This is a genomic window from Aeribacillus sp. FSL k6-2211, from assembly GCF_037966125.1.
GTDB classification, from domain to species: Bacteria; Bacillota; Bacilli; order Bacillales; family Aeribacillaceae; genus Aeribacillus; species Aeribacillus composti.
Genome location: NZ_CP150190.1, coordinates 227458 through 245115 on the forward strand (window position 1 = coordinate 227458; position 17658 = coordinate 245115).

Annotated in this window: 9 protein-coding genes and 4 pseudogenes; 9 read left to right on the forward strand and 4 right to left on the reverse strand. The window is 38.6% G+C overall.

The features are described 5' to 3' along the window. The first annotated feature begins 22 nt into the window (after positions 1-22). Positions 23-754 (forward strand): GntR family transcriptional regulator, encoded by a 732-nt coding sequence (locus tag NSU19_RS01235; protein ID WP_311066757.1) that lies wholly within the window; start codon positions 23-25, stop codon positions 752-754. Between the two features lie 316 nt (positions 755-1070). Here the strand turns inward: NSU19_RS01235 and NSU19_RS01240 are convergent. Continuing rightward, positions 1071-1544 (reverse strand): annotated as a pseudogene (locus tag NSU19_RS01240) (transposase); the annotation flags it as partial. A gap of 772 nt (positions 1545-2316) precedes the next feature. Here NSU19_RS01240 and ltrA point away from each other — a divergent pair. Next, positions 2317-3576, forward strand: coding sequence for a group II intron reverse transcriptase/maturase (gene ltrA / locus NSU19_RS01245; protein WP_339199937.1), 1260 nt, complete (start codon positions 2317-2319; stop codon positions 3574-3576). A 161-nt stretch (positions 3577-3737) separates the two neighbouring features. On the opposite strand, the pseudogene NSU19_RS01250 reads toward ltrA, so the two are convergent. After that, positions 3738-4575 (reverse strand): annotated as a pseudogene (locus tag NSU19_RS01250) (IS66 family transposase); the annotation flags it as partial. Between the two features lie 638 nt (positions 4576-5213). Between NSU19_RS01250 and NSU19_RS01255 the strand changes: the two are divergent. The 3 genes from NSU19_RS01255 (at position 5214) to NSU19_RS01265 (ending at position 8337) form a co-directional block, all read left to right on the forward strand. After that, positions 5214-5639 carry a MerR family transcriptional regulator gene (locus tag NSU19_RS01255; RefSeq protein ID WP_063386472.1) on the forward strand — a complete coding sequence of 142 codons (426 nt, stop codon included), beginning with the start codon at positions 5214-5216 and terminating at the stop codon, positions 5637-5639. A 106-nt stretch (positions 5640-5745) separates the two neighbouring features. Next, positions 5746-7071 (forward strand): hemolysin family protein, encoded by a 1326-nt coding sequence (locus tag NSU19_RS01260; RefSeq protein ID WP_063386473.1) that lies wholly within the window; start codon positions 5746-5748, stop codon positions 7069-7071. Between the two features lie 303 nt (positions 7072-7374). Next, on the forward strand, positions 7375-8337 hold the full coding sequence (locus tag NSU19_RS01265; protein ID WP_339198350.1) for a sporulation protein: 963 nt from the start codon (positions 7375-7377) through the stop codon (positions 8335-8337). A gap of 180 nt (positions 8338-8517) precedes the next feature. Here NSU19_RS01265 and NSU19_RS01270 read toward each other — a convergent pair whose 3' ends face one another. Continuing rightward, the gene (locus NSU19_RS01270; RefSeq protein ID WP_094245809.1) at positions 8518-9879 is read right to left on the reverse strand and encodes a transposase; all 1362 of its coding nucleotides are present in this window, start codon (positions 9877-9879) and stop codon (positions 8518-8520) included. A 430-nt stretch (positions 9880-10309) separates the two neighbouring features. Between NSU19_RS01270 and NSU19_RS01275 the strand changes: the two genes are divergently transcribed. From NSU19_RS01275 to NSU19_RS01290, 4 genes and pseudogenes are all read left to right on the forward strand, one after another. Further along, positions 10310-11512 carry a transposase gene (locus NSU19_RS01275; RefSeq protein WP_339192838.1) on the forward strand — a complete coding sequence of 401 codons (1203 nt, stop codon included), beginning with the start codon at positions 10310-10312 and terminating at the stop codon, positions 11510-11512. Positions 11513-12957: 1445 nt separating this feature from the next. After that, complete coding sequence (locus NSU19_RS01280) at positions 12958-13599, forward strand: LysE family transporter (RefSeq protein WP_311066759.1); 642 nt, start codon at positions 12958-12960, stop codon at positions 13597-13599. 900 nt (positions 13600-14499) lie between these two features. Further along, positions 14500-15624 (forward strand): FMNH2-dependent alkanesulfonate monooxygenase, encoded by a 1125-nt coding sequence (gene ssuD, locus NSU19_RS01285; protein WP_063386476.1) that lies wholly within the window; start codon positions 14500-14502, stop codon positions 15622-15624. Between the two features lie 402 nt (positions 15625-16026). Further along, positions 16027-16359 (forward strand): annotated as a pseudogene (locus NSU19_RS01290) (FAD-dependent oxidoreductase); the annotation flags it as partial. A gap of 155 nt (positions 16360-16514) precedes the next feature. Here the strand turns inward: NSU19_RS01290 and NSU19_RS01295 are convergent. Beyond that, positions 16515-17559, reverse strand: a pseudogene (locus NSU19_RS01295) (IS21 family transposase); the annotation flags it as partial. Positions 17560-17658: the final 99 nt, after the last annotated feature.

Sequence of the window (17658 nt, forward strand, 5' to 3'; positions counted from 1 at the left end):
TTCACAACAAGGAGAGTTTTCAATGATTGATAAATCATCACCAATTCCGATATATTATCAGCTGGAAGAATTTATAAAAAAACAGATTGAAAATGGTGAACTGCAGCCGGATCAAGCAATTCCTTCAGAACGGGAATACGCGGAGCGCTATCAAATCAGCCGGATGACAGTCCGCCAGGCCATCAACAATCTTGTAAACGAAGGGTATTTGTACAGACAAAAAGGCCGTGGAACATTCGTTAGCAAACAAAAGGTGGAACAGCGGCTCCATGGTCTGACCAGTTTTACAGAAGATATGCTCGAACGTGGAATGAAACCAAGCAGCAAGTTATTATCCTTTGAAGTGATTCCGGCCGGCTTGGAAACAGCCAGCCATTTAAAGCTAAAGAAAAACGCTCCCGTATATGAAATCAAACGGGTCCGTCTTGCGGATGACGTTCCGATGGCCTTAGAAACTACTTATGTTCCGGCCAATCTAGTAAAAGGGCTTACGGAAGAAATTATCCATCAATCCCTTTACAGTTATATCGAAGAAAAATTAAACCTGGTGATCAGCGAGGCATTCCAGCAAATTGAAGCATCAATTGCCAAGGAGTCAGAGATAAAGCATTTGCAAATCGAAAAAGGATCGCCGATATTGTTAATATTACGAACCTCTTATCTTCATGACGGGACGCCATTCGAATTTGTAAAATCAGCATACCGGGCGGATCGGTATAAATTTGTGCATACTTTAAAAAGGCAAAGGTTTTAATATCAAAATCAAAATTTTCTCAATGATTAAGGGGCTGTCCAGAATGTCAAAATCCACTGAAAGAAACATCATAAGTATTGATATATCAGCGTTTCTAAAACATTAAAGGGGCGTCTATAAGCCGGAAAATCGACTTATTAGACACCCCCTTCTTACGATTAGTCAAGAGGTTTATCAATAGTTATTTGAGATAATGAATCTTTTTTTGGTGGAAGGGGTACCCCCTCCGCCAAAAAAAGATTTTCGCATACCAAATAGACCTAGCGATTTTTGCTTTTTTTCGCTAGGCCCATTATGTTATACTTTTCCTACACAATTACGAAGATACTGAAGCGATTTCGTAATTGTACGTTAAATTGTGTGTAATAAGGTGGAAGAGGCACTTCAATAACTTATTCACACATGCGATGGACGCAACTTTATGACATTTGTTATAGGGTTGCGTTTTTAATTTGTCGTAGTATTCTACAAAATGATTGTGTCCAAAGCGTCGCTTTTGGATCATATTTTGAATCGTAAAATAAAGGATTTTGCGCAGATGACTGTTGCCACGCTTATTGATTTTATCTTTGTAAAACAATGTGCCTGATTGAAAACGCCTTATATCAATTCCTGCATGGGCATTGAGTTGCTTATGATTTTCGAAGCTTGTCATGTCGCCTATTTCTTAAATCAAACGAACGGCTGTATTTTTCCCTATACCAGGAATACTGATTAATATTTGATATTCATTTCGTTCTTCTGAAAGAACAACCATCTGCTAAATCAGTTCCTCACGTTTTCTCAAAATAGCTAAAGTATGTAGAAGTCTTCACTTCACCTTATCGATTCCCTTTTCTTATACACGATCTCAAGGATCCAACATACTGAAACCGATTCTTATAAGGGCAGTGAAGTAGGCCAGTTTTTCACTACGAACTCAAGGTTCTGGGGCTGTCACGAACTATTCTCCACTTCTACTAAAAAAAAATAGTAGCACAGACCATGGTCGTGGTCTGTGCTACTAATCGTGCGCCCGGCATGTACATGAACTATAGGGTGTAAGTCCCGAACCCCGAAGACAGAAGTAGAGGTTAGCCAAGAGCAAGGGTGTCCGTGGTGACGCGGAATCTGAAGGAAGCTGGAGGCAAAACACCGGTCCGAGGAACACGAACCTCATATAAGGCTAGGTATGATTGAGTGAGTTTGCGAAACAAAACAAAGCTCTTTCTGTCGAAGGTCATATCGAGTAAATGAGGCGGATAGATGGTGTGAAAGTGCATGTACTTACCCGGGGAGATCTGGCTGGCACGCCAAGTAACCTTGGTAACCTATCTAGTGATAGATAACTGAACAGTCAGAAGTCAGCAGAAGTCATAGTACTCTTTTCGAGCTCGAGACGAAAGAGGAAGGACTGAACAATTAAGGAGAACGAATCGCTAGGCGTTCATCTTCTGTGTGGAAGCAGACAATCCGATAGGACTTACTTGAAGGAGGAAGTGGTGAATCCCACGGGGGACTTCAAGAGGGTGGAGCAGAAGATGGCACAAATAGAAGAATTCGTTCACGTGGAGAGGATATCAATGTTGATGGAAATGATTTTGTCACGGGAAAATCTCCTGGCGGCACTGAAACGAGTCGAACAGAATAAAGGAGGTCACGGAGTAGATGGCATGTCCGTAAAAGACCTACGAAGACACCTCTACGAAAATTGGGACTCCATTCGACAGTCGTTGAGAGAAGGAACCTACAAGCCCTTACCCGTCCGTCGAGTCGAAATCCCGAAACCGAACGGTGGAGTAAGACTTCTAGGGATCCCTACCGTGACGGATCGTTTCATCCAACAAGCGATTGCCCAAGTGTTGACGAAAATCTTTGATCCGACCTTCTCGAACCATAGCTATGGTTTCCGCCCAGGTAGAAGGGGACATGATGCGGTTAGGGAAGCAAAGGGTTATATCAAAGAAGGATATCGTTGGGTAGTCGATATAGACCTAGAGAAATTCTTTGACAAGGTGAATCACGACAAACTGATGGGGATCTTGGCGAAAACGATCAAAGATCGAATTCTACTGAAGGTAATCCGCCGGTATCTTCAATCAGGCGTGATGATCAATGGAGTGGTAATGGAAACGAACATGGGAACGCCTCAAGGCGGCCCGCTTAGTCCACTTTTATCAAACATCATGCTTCATGAATTGGATAAGGAGCTTGAGAAACGTGGACATAAGTTTGTTCGGTATGCGGATGACTGTAACATCTATGTGAAAACAAAGAAAGCAGGAATTCGTGTTATGAACTCCATTACGAACTTTATCGAGAAGGAGTTAAAGCTCAAGGTAAATAAAGAGAAATCGGCGGTAGACCGTCCTTGGAAACGGAAGTTTCTCGGTTTCAGCTTCACACTCAATAAGACTCCAAAGGTACGGATTGCGAACGAAAGTGTGAAACGTTTGAAGAACAAGATCCGTGAAATTACATCAAGGTCGAAACCGTATCCAATGGAGAAAAGGATTGAGAAACTGAATAAGTATTTAATGGGATGGTGCGGATATTTTGCCTTGGCAGAAACACCAAGTAAGTTCAAAGAATTTGATGAATGGATTAGACGAAGGCTTCGGATGTGTTTGTGGAAAGAATGGAAAACCCCGAAAACAAGAATTCGGAAACTCAGAGGATTAGGAGTTCCAAGCCATAAAGCATTCGAATGGGGCAATACACGCAAGAAATATTGGCGGATTGCCTGCAGTCCCATTCTACACAAAACCCTCGACAACTCCTATTGGAAGCGTCGAGGGTTAAGAAGTCTATTCGAAAGATATCAAGCACTACGTCATACTTAATTGAACCGCCGTATACCGAACGGTACGTACGGTGGTGTGAGAGGTCGGGGGTTAGTCACCCCCTCCTACTCGATTTAGTATGTTTCGTTTTAATTTCCCGCTTACCAATTCATGCGTAAAGTAATCCCCACCTGTATTCAGATGGGGATTTCATGTATGCTTTATTTAGATTTTTTAGGAACACGGCATTCCTGCGGAAGCGTCGGTGACCATGGCAGGAATTTAGCTAATTTTGTTTTATCTGTCGTATCTATATTGGTAAGCTCTTGAAACAGGTAGCAAGGTAGTTGAATGAATCCAACTCGCTCCAATTTTCCTTGGCTGTCTCCACAACACTATATAGATGATCGTACTGGACCTTGCTCCTTTTGACGTATTACTGAAGAGCCAGTTTTTGCGACCGATCACAAAAGGTTTAATTGACCGTTCCCCGCGATTATTATCGATCTCCAAACGGCCGTCCTCTAAAAATGCCTCCAACCGCTCCCATTGGTTACGACAATACTTGATCGCTTTGCCAAGTGCGCTTTTTGGCAGTACGCGCGGCATTTGCTCTTTAAGCCATGACAAAAAAGCCTCAAGCACGGGTTTGCTGTGCTCCAGCCGTGCTTGATAGCGCTCCTCTGGACTTGCATCTTTAAGCTTGCGCTCAATTTCAAAAAGTTTATTGCAATAGGCCAGACCTTCCTTTGCTTTGACGGTGGAAGTGCTCGCCGATTCAGGCAGTGCCTGCAGGGCTTCTGTGAATTTGCGGCGGGCATGGGCCCAGCACCCGACCAATTTCACATCGGGGAGGACGTTATAACCCGCATACCCGTCCACATGCAAATATCCCCGGAAGCCGTCAAAAAAAATGCGTGGGTGCTTGCCTGAACGGGTTTGCTGGTAATCGTATAAGACGATAGGTGTATCCCCGCGACCGGTACGATAAAGCTATATGTAGGAAGTCGACGTTGCTGGCCGATCCGGTTCAGACAGGACCTGCAAGGTTGTCTCATCCTCTGGAAAGGTGGGATATTTGATTGGAGAGAGATCATTATTAGAAAAAAGTTGGACAAAATGCCAAAAACAAAGGCATTTATTGAGGAAGTCGTTGAGTCTGCCCAAGATTTCCGCTTACGTAGGGTTAAGCAAATGCTAAATGAAATAAATGAGGTGGGAGAAGTAATCAAAGAGTGGAAAGTATTAAGGGAGTCTGGGGATTAAAAAACAATTTTATGGTGAGGTAAAGGATATAATCCAAAAATATAGGATCAATTAAATTTTTAATCTTGTTTTTCGCATCTTGTTCTATTTCATTTATGGAAGATCTTATTGCTAAGTCAGCATTTTCTTTTACTTCTGTTTTGGTTTGACCAAAAATCCAGTACAGGACTATTTAATTCTTCTAAGCAATAAAAGAGAAAACTAAAGATTAGATATTTCTTTCACTATTGAGAACAATGGATCAAGAATAAAAACAACAGAAAAGAGAATAGACGCTTTCCAGGGTACCTTCAAGAATTTTGTGTAATGTAAGTCTGATCAGAAGAATAATTGTGTAAAAATTTACAATTTTGTGAAGATAAAAGTATAACGTTTGACTGTACAGTTTGATTATAATATGATCTTATTAAAAGGGTTAAAAGGGGGTATAGATGGATGGGGTCGTCTATAAAATTGGTGAACTAGCAAGTATAGCAAATGTTTCTAAAAGAACAATCGATTATTATACAAAACTAGGCTTGCTTAAAGCAGAACGGTCCAAATCGAATTATCGATATTATGATTCATCTGCTCTTGAGGATTTAAAATTAATTGACCATTACAAAAAACTGAATTATTCATTAGACATGATAAAAGAGAGGCTAGAGTTGCATAGAAAAAAAACAGCAGCAGAGGAAGAACTTATTCTTAAACAAGCCAAAACAATTGCTGAACATATGAAATTATTGGAGGATGAAATTAAAGAAATTCATGATCTTTTAGGCAAATTGGATGATGAATGTAAGAAAAAGATTTCGAATCAATTGTCTCCACAGACGATGGCATTATTACAATCATTAATCATGTTTTTAGGATGATAAAGAGAGATCTATACAAGGGAATAGTGAAAAAAGCATAATTACTGTTGACATTTCGTTATTAGGAGGTGTAAGTCGTTCCTTTTTCTAGGGGAACGGCCGTAGTTTGGAAATATTTAATTTATTTATGGTTGCTGTATTAATTGGTTTCACAGCATTTTTCGTCGCTTCTGAATTCGCCATTGTAAAAGTCCGATCTTCAAGAATTGATCAGCTTATCTCGGAAGGAAATAAAAATGCTGTTGTAGCTAAAAAAATCATTTCCAATTTGGACGAATATTTATCAGCGTGCCAGCTTGGAATCACCATAACAGCATTAGGTTTAGGCTGGCTAGGAGAACCGACTGTTGAGCATCTTCTTCACCCCGTTTTTGAAAAAATGGATTTTTCCCCATATGTGTCTAATATACTGTCATTTGGAATTGCTTTCGCTGCGATTACATTTTTACATGTCGTTATTGGAGAATTGGCTCCGAAAACGGTAGCCATTCAAAAGGCAGAAGCTATTACATTATTAACAGCAAGACCCTTAGTTTTGTTTTATAAAATCATGTATCCATTTATTTGGGCATTAAACGGTTCTGCAAGGGGCATTATCCGTTTATTTGGCTTAAAACCAGCTTCCGAACATGAGCTTGCACACTCAGAGGAAGAGCTGCGGCTTATTTTATCTGAAAGCTACAAAAGCGGCGAGATTAACCAAACGGAATACAAATATGTGAATAACATCTTCACGTTTGATGACCGGATCGCAAAAGAAATCATGGTTCCCCGAACAGAAATTGTTGCACTTGATAAAAATAAAACCATTAAAGAAAACTTGGAAATCGTCAAAAAAGAAAAATTTACAAGATATCCGGTAATTGACGGAGATAAAGATCATGTTATTGGCCTTATCAACATCAAAGAGGTATTTACAGAAATCTCCTCTTACGATAGCTTAAATACCGAAAAATCCATAGATGATTTTGTCCGTCCAATTATTCAAGTCATTGAATCCATTCCAATCCATGATCTGTTGCTGAAAATGCAAAAAGAACGAATACACATGGCGATTTTATATGATGAATATGGCGGTACATCCGGTTTGGTCACAGTTGAAGATATTCTTGAAGAAATTGTCGGTGAGATTCAAGATGAATTTGATGAAGATAAAAAACCCATCATCCAACAAATAAATCATGATCGAGCTTTAGTTGATGGCCGCATCTTAATTAGCGAGATAAATGATTGGTTAGGGTTGAAAATTGAAGAAACGGATGTAGATACACTTGGCGGATGGATGTTAACCGAGCGTTATGATATTAAACAAGGGGAAAGTATTGAATTTGGACCGTACACCTTTCACGTAGTGGAAATGGCCGGGAACCATATTAAAACGATTGAGATTACTAAAATTGATAAAGGCTCGCCGGTTCTAGTAGAAGATTAATCATAATAAGACTTGGCGACAAGATCCCCCAGCTAGCAGAATACAAAAAAGTCTGCCAAAAAGTTTCGATATTTCAACCCACAGGGGATTACTGTAATCCCCAAAACGTCTTATAATTGCGGCGAAAATAAAAATCTGTCATCCGCCAAACTCTTTTAAACGAAGCTCTCTAAATTGAGTTCACTCCTTCTAATGGTCGCATATCTCAAGCGAATCAGTATCATTAAAATTTAAAATAAGTGGAATGGGATGTCGTATCTTAGAAAGAAAAATTTTCAAATAAATGGAGGGAGAATTTCAAAAATGCTTAAAAAATTTTTAGCGAAATTCGGTAAGGGAGCAGCGACAGTAGATTTACAATTCGAAAATCGTCCTTATCAGATTGGTGAAGTAGTGCAAGGAGAAGTTGTCATTAAGGGAGGCGAAGTAGATCAACAGATCAACCAGTTGGCAGTTCAATTCATGATGACTGTTAGAGCAAAGAATGGCCAGTCTGTTTCACGGGAGGTTGAGAGGATTCCTTTAAACGGATCATTTGTAATTTCAAAAAAAGAAGAAAAACGCATCCCATTTAATTATCGAATTCCGCAAGCCTTGCCTTTATCTAGAGGCCCTGTATCTTATTATTTTGATACCCATCTTGATATTGAGGGAGGCGTAGATCGGACAGATATTGATTATATCACCATTGGAGCATCGAAAGAGATCCAATCCATTTTTCATGCTCTTTCCCGTTTAGGCTTCCGAGAAAAATCTACTTCAGGAAAGCTTGATTCTTATGGCCAAGAATTTGAGTTTTTTCCGACACAGTTATTTGCAGACAAAGTTCATGAATTAGAAATTCGTTTTGCTTATGTAGAAGAAGGAGTCAAAGTTTGGATGGAAGTGGAATGCCGATCTGGCTATGGAAAAATCGAAGCGAAACGAGAATTTGTTTTGACTAAAGAAATAGTAGAGAACGAAGACAAGCTGGTGTCCTCGTTCGAAAAATATATTGCAGAAGCAGTCCAGCAACCGGAATTGTATAAACAACCTTTTACCTATCCTACCTATCAGCCTCATCATAAAGGCAGTATGGCAAGCGGCATTGGAAGCATGGTTGGAGGATTGGCGATGGGTGTTTTAGGTGGTATGGTATTAAATGAACTGATGGATAACCTCGGTGTAGATGAAATGTTAGAAGATGCGGCAGAGGCCATAGGTTTGGACGAAGAGAATTTTGATTTAGCTGGCATGGATTTTGGTGATTTTTTTGATGAAAACTAATAAAAAAGCGTATTAACGGTCAGAATAATGATTATTCTTTTAAAAAAAACAATTTTATGTTTGATGGAAGAATCCATTTGATCAAGCTTTTTTCCAAATGGATTCTTTTTTATTTACGGTTCAATATTTGTTTGATATTTATAAACAAACTTAATTTTCATTAAGAACATAAATAACAACTCAACTTTCGCAGCTCAATTTTGGTAAATAAGCCTTGATATAATTAGGCAAAACTACAATCCATTTACGTAATTGACTTTCGATGAATTTTTTAATCTTTTGATTTACATTTTGAAGTGCATCTTCAAGAATTTCAATGAGTAGTTGAAGTGCAAAGGCCCAATCTAGTTCATCGATTTCATCACAAAGTTCATAAAAAATGCCGCCTAATGTTCGATAATCTGTACTTACTCGGTTTTGCCAAGACAAAACAATGTACCTTGTAAACACAATAGTGGTATGGCTGATCATGGAATCATAAGATCTTCCTTGGAACTCTTTTTGGAGTTTCAATAAGGATTTGACTGTTTTGAAGAATACTTCAATATCCCAACGTATCCCATAAATACGAATGATTTCTTGATCCGATAAAGTACAGTCTGTACTCAAAATAGCTAGCCACTGTCTCTTTTTATTACGATTACGGACAAATACCACTTTAACAGGTACGCCATTTGCCATCGTTGTGTGAATAGAGCGCAAAATACCCTTTTGATGTTGTGATGGTTTAGCTGTTTGGTATAGTTTTTTTAGGCTCACCCATTCACCGTTCACTTGATATCTTTGTTTTGTATCCTTCACCATTCCAATAACATCCAACCCTTGATCCACAATGGACTTGATCAAAGGCTGTTGGGTAAACCATGTATCCATTAAAACGTATGAGGCATCGATTCCTTGAGAAAGTGCCCGTTTAATCATATTGGGAATAACTTCCGGCGCTTTTTGTAAAGCTTCGACACGCCGCTTATAACCGGATGTACGCTTATCGATTCGGTTATCAATCCCATTGATTTGGGAATTCGTAGAGCTTAATAAAGCAAAATCAATAGGCAAAAATGTAGCACCATCTGACCAGCCGAGTGTAAGCATACGAAATCCTTTGTAATAACGCATTTTTTGAGAAGAATGATCGAAACAGCGAGCAAGCAGTTCAACCTTTTTACTGCGATTTCGTTCATAAGATGAGTCGTCCACGATCAGCACTTTCGGACGGTCGTGTCTCGTTAAACTACTTACCTTCATAATGGTGAAAGTACTCAAAACAAGTAAAAACCTGCGCCAATTGTATTGAGGGTTATTTAAGAAGCGATAAATAGCGTTTTTTTCCGGCAAATCTTTAGCTTTTTTACTTTGAAGAAGTCGAAACAAATTTTTGCCTTCAAAAACTAAACTAAAAACTAGCTGGAATAAATAGGCGCAGGAATAACCGAAACCCTTGTTAATTCCCACTTTCCTTAAATATTTTAAGATTTCAAGTTCATCAAATATAGCTTTTACTTCTTTTGGTAGTTGATTGTTCAGTCTGTTATTCGTTATCATAATAAGAGACACCTCACCTGCTTTTGGTAATGTTTTTTCTGGACAATTAAACTATACCAAAAGTTGAGGTGTTTTTTTTTGCAAATTTTTATGTCAAGAAGTATTCGAAACAACCAACAAACCCATTAACCGTAAGGCTTAGAAATCCAATTTACTGTGAGAAAGTTGAGTAACAACATTAACATGAATTTTATTAGTATCTAAACTTTTGTTTAAAAAACATATGTCATGGAGTAAAATGGAAATAACTCTAAAAGACTGTGTTTTATTTTAATGAGATAATCATAGCAAAGCATGAAATGCGAGCATTTTGCATATTTTTTGACCCAAGAGCCATAAGGATTTCAAAGACATAAAAAAGGACTTCACCCCTAAAATGTAGAATTTTTGAAGTGACGAAACCACAAAAATTCAAAAGGAGGAAGTCACTTTGTATATTCTACAAGAAAGCCTATTTTCCTTTGAAGAACTGCAAAAATTAGAGTCAAAAGAGAAATTACCTATCTTTTTTAGCTCGCTTGATTTACGCCCTTATGCTAAACAGTTGAGAAGTTCTTCACCCCGAGGGGCTGACGGTCATTCCAGAGAAGGGATTCTAAGGGCTCTCATCGCTGCCCCACTCGAAGGCATCGACACCTTTACCGCCCTTCATCATCGATTGGATAAAGACCTTCGTTTCCGTTATCAATGCGGTTTATCGATTGATCGCCCCGCACCGTCTATCTCCACTCTCAGCCGGGTTTTTGCGGCACTTACCAAAAAAAAGCTGGCTGAAAAGATCTTCCTTGACTTGGTACAGTTAGCTCAGGAGGAAGGAATAATTGACGGCAGCCACCAGGCCATCGACAGTGCCGCCATTGATGCCTATGAAAAGAAACAGCCCAAAAAGCGTAGTGAACAAACGGGTAATGCCAATTGGGGCGCAAAATATGATTCCTTCGGCAATAAAATTACCTGGTTTGGCTATAAGATGCATCTTTCAGTCGATACCGCAAGCGAACTGCCAATAGCCATAAAAGTAACCCCTGCCCATGTGAACGATGGAGAAGTCGCACCAGAATTAATAGAGCAAGTGGCAGAGCGTACCAAATCCAAAATTGAATTTCTGATCATGGATGGCGGATATGACCAACTAAAAAACTATGAATCAGCCAAAAACATTGGAGCGCAAGCCATTATCCCGCTCAATTTGCGCAACGAAAAAGAGCCTCCTGAAGGGATTTCTTCCAATGGAACTCCGCGTTGTTCCATGGGTTATGAAATGACTTATTGGGGAGCTGATAAGGACCAGCTCAAGTTCAGATGTCCTCACGCAACCGGCAAAGTGGATTGCCCATTAGGAATGGCAGCCTGTTCATCTTCCAACTATGGAATGGTGGTAAAAGTCGACATCAAAAAGGATGTGCGCCGATATTCCAATCCGCACCGTGATACAAAACGTTGGAAAGAGCTTTACAACGAGAGGACAAGTGTAGAACGCTGTAATTCAAGAATGAAAAGCTACCTTACGGCGAACTCCCTACATGTATGGGGAATTGAAAAAGTAAAGACCCATATTTACCTGAACGCTATTGTATTACTTGTTTCAGCGCTAGCGATGGCAAAGGAAAATAAAGGGAAGAAAGCCGCTTAAAAAAATTCAATGTGAAAAATTCTGTAGGTATGCCCGAAAACAAGATTATTGTAATATTTTGTAAAATAACATGCTGGTAGCTATTTGTCGAGTGCTTTATTTTTTATACTTTTATCCAAAAAATCTAATTTTGCAAAATGCTCAATGCAAATAAAAATGATAAAAATTTAGGAAAGTTTTGAATAAACGTTATCAGTAAAACATCGAATGTTATACTCCCTTATAAAAATTACGAAACGATATGCTTCTTCTTCGAGGATACAATGGATTTTTACTAAGACATAGGTGCTGACGACAATTTATAGTTGAGCTCTATTGTTCAACTAGAACAAGGGGCATTAAACATTTTGTTTTTTAATTTTTAGGGGTTGATGCATTTAAGTATGTAATGGCTGCACTCTGTGGTTTAGGTCTTCTAATAGGGATGGCTGTTATATTTACTACTATTTTATTTATATTTACTTCTACAACTAGTATGATTTTATATGCTTTATTATGTCTTTCTGTTTTATATATTATGTCAAATATAATTTGGATTTTTATTACCTTTTCAACTAGTAATAAAAGCAAAAACACAATTCTTCAATAGGCCTTATTATGCAAATGAGAAGTACAGGAACGGTCCGATAAATTCTAAAATGAAGCCAGTAGAGAAAAATAGTTGTTTTTCTCCGCTGGCTTTTGTAATTTTTCGATTCTTGTCTGAGTTGAAAATGCGGACCCATATTTTCAGGATGCTGTGAACTATTGCCACAATTCCAAACTCGCCCTCCTGCAAGGATCATCTGCAGATCACCCTTGATGTGTCTGAACATTTTTTTACTTCGACTTTGAGTCGAATGTAAAAAAATCACATCTTTCTTCCTGCGTTTTAGGAACTGCTATTTCTTTCATTTTTCTTTGAACCAACTGGTCAAGTAAGTTCCAGAGAAAGGTGCAATCGTGGAACGACTTGAATATTATGGACTTTTCAAGCAGGGGTCGGAATGTGCATTATACGACCAATGCGATCGAAAGAAATTCGGAAATAGTTGAAATCGATGGGCATTTGAGCAGTTTAGAAATCGTGGGGAAAAGTTGTATATTTGATGATATAATACTTTCATGAAAAATGGGCAGAGCAAAAGTAGAGAGGAGTACCGAAGCAAAGGAAGTCTTTCAGCAAATGTTTGGTAAATGTTGCAATGAACCATTATTGCAAAAAGGCCATACAGGAGACTTAAAATTTAGCCGCATTGTGTGAAGAAAACAGCCCTCTATTCTAAATTTCCATCAGAGGTACTTTATTTATCTTGCATTATACAAAATTATTGACGTTACCGAGTCAGTATCATTACAATAAAAAGGTTAACTTTTCCATTTGTCCTGCCTGACATATTTATTTTTTAAAAACTGTTCCTTATAAACAAAAAATTATTTTCAAAATAAGTTAGGAGGCTATATAAATGGAAATATATTTGAAATACTTTTTAATGGGGTTAACGATTGCTTTACCGATAGGAACCATCACAATTGAAATGACTAAACAAGGGATTAAACATGGTTTTTTACATGGTTGGGCGGTGGGGTTAGGCGGGATGACAGTTGATTTTCTTTTAATTATTGCCATTTATTTAGGATTGGCTCCCCTATTATCGGCCCCTTTAATACAAATTCCATTATGGCTGCTAGGCGCTGTTTTTTTATTTTATTTAGCTTATGATTCGATAAAAAATGCAAATCACGATATGACAATGATTGGCGAACCAACTTATAAATCGATTGGAAAAACATATCGAAATGGTATATTTGTTGCAATCTCGCCAAGTAATTTAATTTTTTGGATATCAATTTTTGGTGTAGTGTTGACAGATTCATTTTCTCAAGCGAATACAGCTGATTTTTTTATTACTGCATTAGGAATCTTATCAGGAATATTGGTACATGACATTATACTTCTTACTATCATTTCGGTTACACGAAAAGCAATGAATAAAAAAGCAATAATGACTGTTTCGATTATTGCCGGAATTTTGTTGTTTGGTTTCGGTTGTACTTTTCTCTATAAATTTTTCATAACATTACAAGCGAACTATCCGTTTTGGTAGGTGCAAATAAATAATGACATTAGTGTAACAGGTTCGAATTGGATCGAAATTGAAAAAACTGCATCTTCAATTTTAGTCCTTCCTTCTATCACGGAACGATATTTTTATTTGAAAAATACGCTTTCCTCGTGGTAATGAAACGGTGAATCATAAAGGAATTTCAGTTTCATTCGATAAAACATCATTAACACTTGAATCTAAAAAATCGGTGATACGGCAATAGCTCTATTTCCCATTAGCTCAAGGAAGAGCAATAGAAACACAGGAGAATCTCCTGAAGCGATGAAAGGATCAAGTTGAACAATTGAGAAAGAGTCATAAGTGTTTAACTCTTTGAGTCTCATACATTGCTTCCGGCAAAACAAACTTTAATACGATTCGCCAAGTATTTTTGGAGAAGTGCATTTTCTCCCTTAAAAAACACGTATTGATTATTCGGCTTGTTGCGTTTTTGCTTGTGCAACATTAAAAAAACAAATATTGGTTATTGACAAAACAAAAATCCAAGCTATATAATATCTAGTAATCAACTAGGAATACTATGTTTCGGTTGCGTAATTTTCGGAAATACATTCAGACGTTCCGTTCCCTTTGAAATGGAATATCTCATTCATGTCGAACAGCGAATTTGCAAAGCTATCTGGATTTATTTGTTTATCAATTGGGCGATTCTTTAACCTTAGAGCATACCAGCAAAAGAAGCAAAATAATCACTGATTGGAAATCTGAGCATATCTTGCATGGATACATGATAAAGTCCAATAGCAAGCTGATGAAGTGATGACAATCATTAGTCCACCAGACCACTGGAGACTTCCTTTCATTTTTAAGGGAGTCTCCTTTTTTATTTTAAGCACCTCAAGACATATTTAATCGTCCATATTCAAGGAGGAATTATAAATGGAAATCTTTTGGTTTATTCCCACAAATGGCGACTTTCGTCAATTAAATCATCAAGAAGGTTCACGTCCTGCAACCTATAACTATTGCAGACAAATTGCACAGGCTGTCGATGATTTAGGCTATAGCGGCGTGTTAATTCCAACAGGAAAAACATGTGAAGAAGGCTTTATTGTCGCTTCAACGCTTGCACCCGTAACAAAAAATTTAAAGTATCTTGTAGCGGTGCGGCCAGGATTAATGTCACCGAGCTTTGCAGCACGCATGTCGGCGACATTGGATCGATTTTCTGACGGTCGGTTATTAATTAATGTGGTGGCTGGCGGAGATCCGGTCGAGCTTGCAGGAGAAGGTGTGTTTTTAGATCACGATGAACGATATGAGTTAACAGATGAATTTTTAACCATTTGGCGTCAATTATTTACAGAAGAAGAAGTTGATTTAGAAGGAGACTATTTACGAATTCGAGGTGGGCAATTGCCATACCCGACAGTTCAAAAACCATATCCGCCGCTATATTTTGGAGGATCTTCACCTGCTGCGATGAAGGTGGCGGCAAAGCATATCGATGTCTATTTAACATGGGGAGAACCACCGGCACAAGTGGAGAAAAAAATCAATAAAATGCGGGCGTACGCTGCTGCCCAAGGAAGAACAGTAAAATTCGGCATCCGGCTGCACGTCATTGTCCGTCCAACAGAAGAGGAAGCATGGGAAGCTGCCAATAAGCTCATTGAACATGTGGATGAGGAAACTATTGCGCAGGCGTTGAAAGTATTTAAGCGGATGGATTCGGAAGGCCAGCGCTTAATGACGAGTTTGCATGAAGGTGATCGTACAAGATTAGAAGTGAGTCCAAATCTTTGGGCCGGTGTTGGATTGGTACGGACCGGTGCAGGCACGGCGCTAGTAGGAGATCCTGATACGGTTGCTGCCCGTATGAAAGAATACGCTGATTTAGGCATTGAGACCTTTATTCTTTCAGGCTATCCGCATTTAGAAGAAGCCTATAGAACAGCGGAATTATTATTCCCGAAACTTCCAATTGATAAAAAGGATACTTCTCATCAGAAGACATTCCTTAGCCCATTCGGAGGAGATATCAAATCGGCTGTTGCGAAATAACAGGTTCATTAAACAATTTGAGGTGACAACAAGAGGATTGTGAAAATGCTTGATTTTAATTGGTGATAACCATCATGTCTCTTTATAGGATGATGCAGAAAGATTTTCATCTGTCACATAGAGGACAGCGGCTCTTTTTGGTTAAAACCAAAGTAAATAAATATGTTTAATTTGAAATAAGACGGTATGAAAGCGGGCAGCTCATCAGCAAGGAAAGGTTTGGCTTTACAGAAAACAGCAGCTCCAAAGTGGATCAATTAGTGAAAATTACGGGATTTAGTATGAGTTGACCAGACGACTGGAGACTTCCTTCATTTTATGGAAGTCTCTTTTCATTTTTTATGGGAATTTGAGTTTAAAAAAGTAAAAACGATTTTAAATGATGAAAAGGGGATGGATAAAATGGCATTCAATCATTCTGAAAAATTAATCAATCAAATATATGATGTAAGTTTTAAAGCAGATGTTCTTGTTATAGGTGGAGGGCCTGCCGGCGCTTGGGCTGCATTATCAGCCAAAAAAAACGGGGCAACGGTTATCTTGGTGGATAAAGGTTATTGCGGCACTAGCGGGGCGACGGCTCCTTCAGGCAATGGAGTATGGTATATACCGCCTGATAAAGAGAAAAGAGAAGAAGCGATGAGAAGCCGTGAAGCCTTAGGAGGGTTTCTTTCTGAACGGAAATGGATGAAAAGGGTACTACAACAAACATATGAAAGTGTCAATCAGCTTGCTGAGTTGTTTTTGCAAGCAAAAAATACAGATAATTGCAGTAAAATTTACAGAGGCTTGCAAGCTCATTTTCTATTATTTGGAATCTGATTTCTTCACAGAAGAAAGGGCGTTTCTTAAACGATAACTTTCTCCTGTGAAGGCGATAATATGGGCGTCATATACGGACGGAATTCTTGGAAAATTATTTCCCCATCGTTGGTAAAACAGATAAATCGGTCCCATTCTTTCTTCATCACTAAGGACTGCTTGATCCGGACTTTATGAATCACAAACTTTTCCCCATCGACCTTAATCTCACCGTATTTATTTACTTTGACTGTATCGATTGAAAAGATTGGAAGATCTTTTAATGGCAACACTTTTAGCTTCTTTTGATCGTCTTGCCATAATTCTTCGATGCTGACACCTTTTTCATAATGCAGGCGTTTCCGATCTTCGATCATCTTCTTTTTCAGCCACTCAGCTAGTTGTTTGAAGTCCTCCATGATAGGAGCCGTGACAAAAAAGTGATTCCGTACATAACTGACTTTTCTTTCTACGTTTCCTTTTTCATGTTCACTGGCCGGATTACACGGTTGAACTTTAAACCCATAATGCGCTTGGAACCGTAGAAAGGCATCCGTATACTCCCATTGGTCTCCTTTTCCTACCGTCACAATGGCGGCAGCTAGATTATCCATTCTCAAATACGTTGGAATTCCTCCTGCTTGGTGAAACAGTTGTTTTAGTCCTTCTAAAAAACACTCTGTATTTTCAAAGGAAGAGGATAAGCAAACGCTGCATTGCTGTATGAAAAGCTTAAAATCAACGTTTTCACGTCTTTATAAGCCCCGTCTTTCACAGTGGTCATGTTCCCAAAATCACCCTGTGTCTCACCCGGAGGGTACTCTAGACAGTTCGATACGAACCTTCGAACCCATATTCCTCTTTCAATTGCTCAAAAATCGCTAGATTTGTTCTCCGATCTTTTCGATTTAGTTTCATGTCCTCCTCTAACCAACAATCCACTATTTCTCCATACCCTTTTTCATACATTATTCCACGTTTTTTCTTCACAACTTCTTGTTCAGATAAATCACCATCCGCATATTTTTTCACGGTTCTCCAATTATGTCCTGTTTTTCTTGCAATTTCATTTATGGACAAGTCTTCGTTTTCTCTTAAATGTTTGATATAATTAACTGCAGGCATTGCTAGCATCCTTTCTTTCCCTCCACCTGTTTAAGTCTGTACACAACCTAAACATGTAGAGGGGATATTGGGAACTGGCAAACCTTTTTTTTATGCAATCAAGTTCTG

Excerpts from the sequence above, each read along its gene's own strand:
- NSU19_RS01235 (WP_311066757.1), top strand. The coding sequence starts at position 23 with ATGATTGATAAATCATCACCAATTCCGATATATTATCAGCTGGAAGAA.
- ltrA (WP_339199937.1), top strand. The coding sequence starts at position 2,317 with ATGTTGATGGAAATGATTTTGTCACGGGAAAATCTCCTGGCGGCACTG.
- NSU19_RS01255 (WP_063386472.1), top strand. The coding sequence starts at position 5,214 with ATGGATGGGGTCGTCTATAAAATTGGTGAACTAGCAAGTATAGCAAAT.
- NSU19_RS01265 (WP_339198350.1), top strand. The coding sequence starts at position 7,375 with ATGCTTAAAAAATTTTTAGCGAAATTCGGTAAGGGAGCAGCGACAGTA.
- NSU19_RS01270 (WP_094245809.1), bottom strand. The coding sequence starts at position 9,879 with ATGATAACGAATAACAGACTGAACAATCAACTACCAAAAGAAGTAAAA.
- NSU19_RS01280 (WP_311066759.1), top strand. The coding sequence starts at position 12,958 with ATGGAAATATATTTGAAATACTTTTTAATGGGGTTAACGATTGCTTTA.
- ssuD (WP_063386476.1), top strand. The coding sequence starts at position 14,500 with ATGGAAATCTTTTGGTTTATTCCCACAAATGGCGACTTTCGTCAATTA.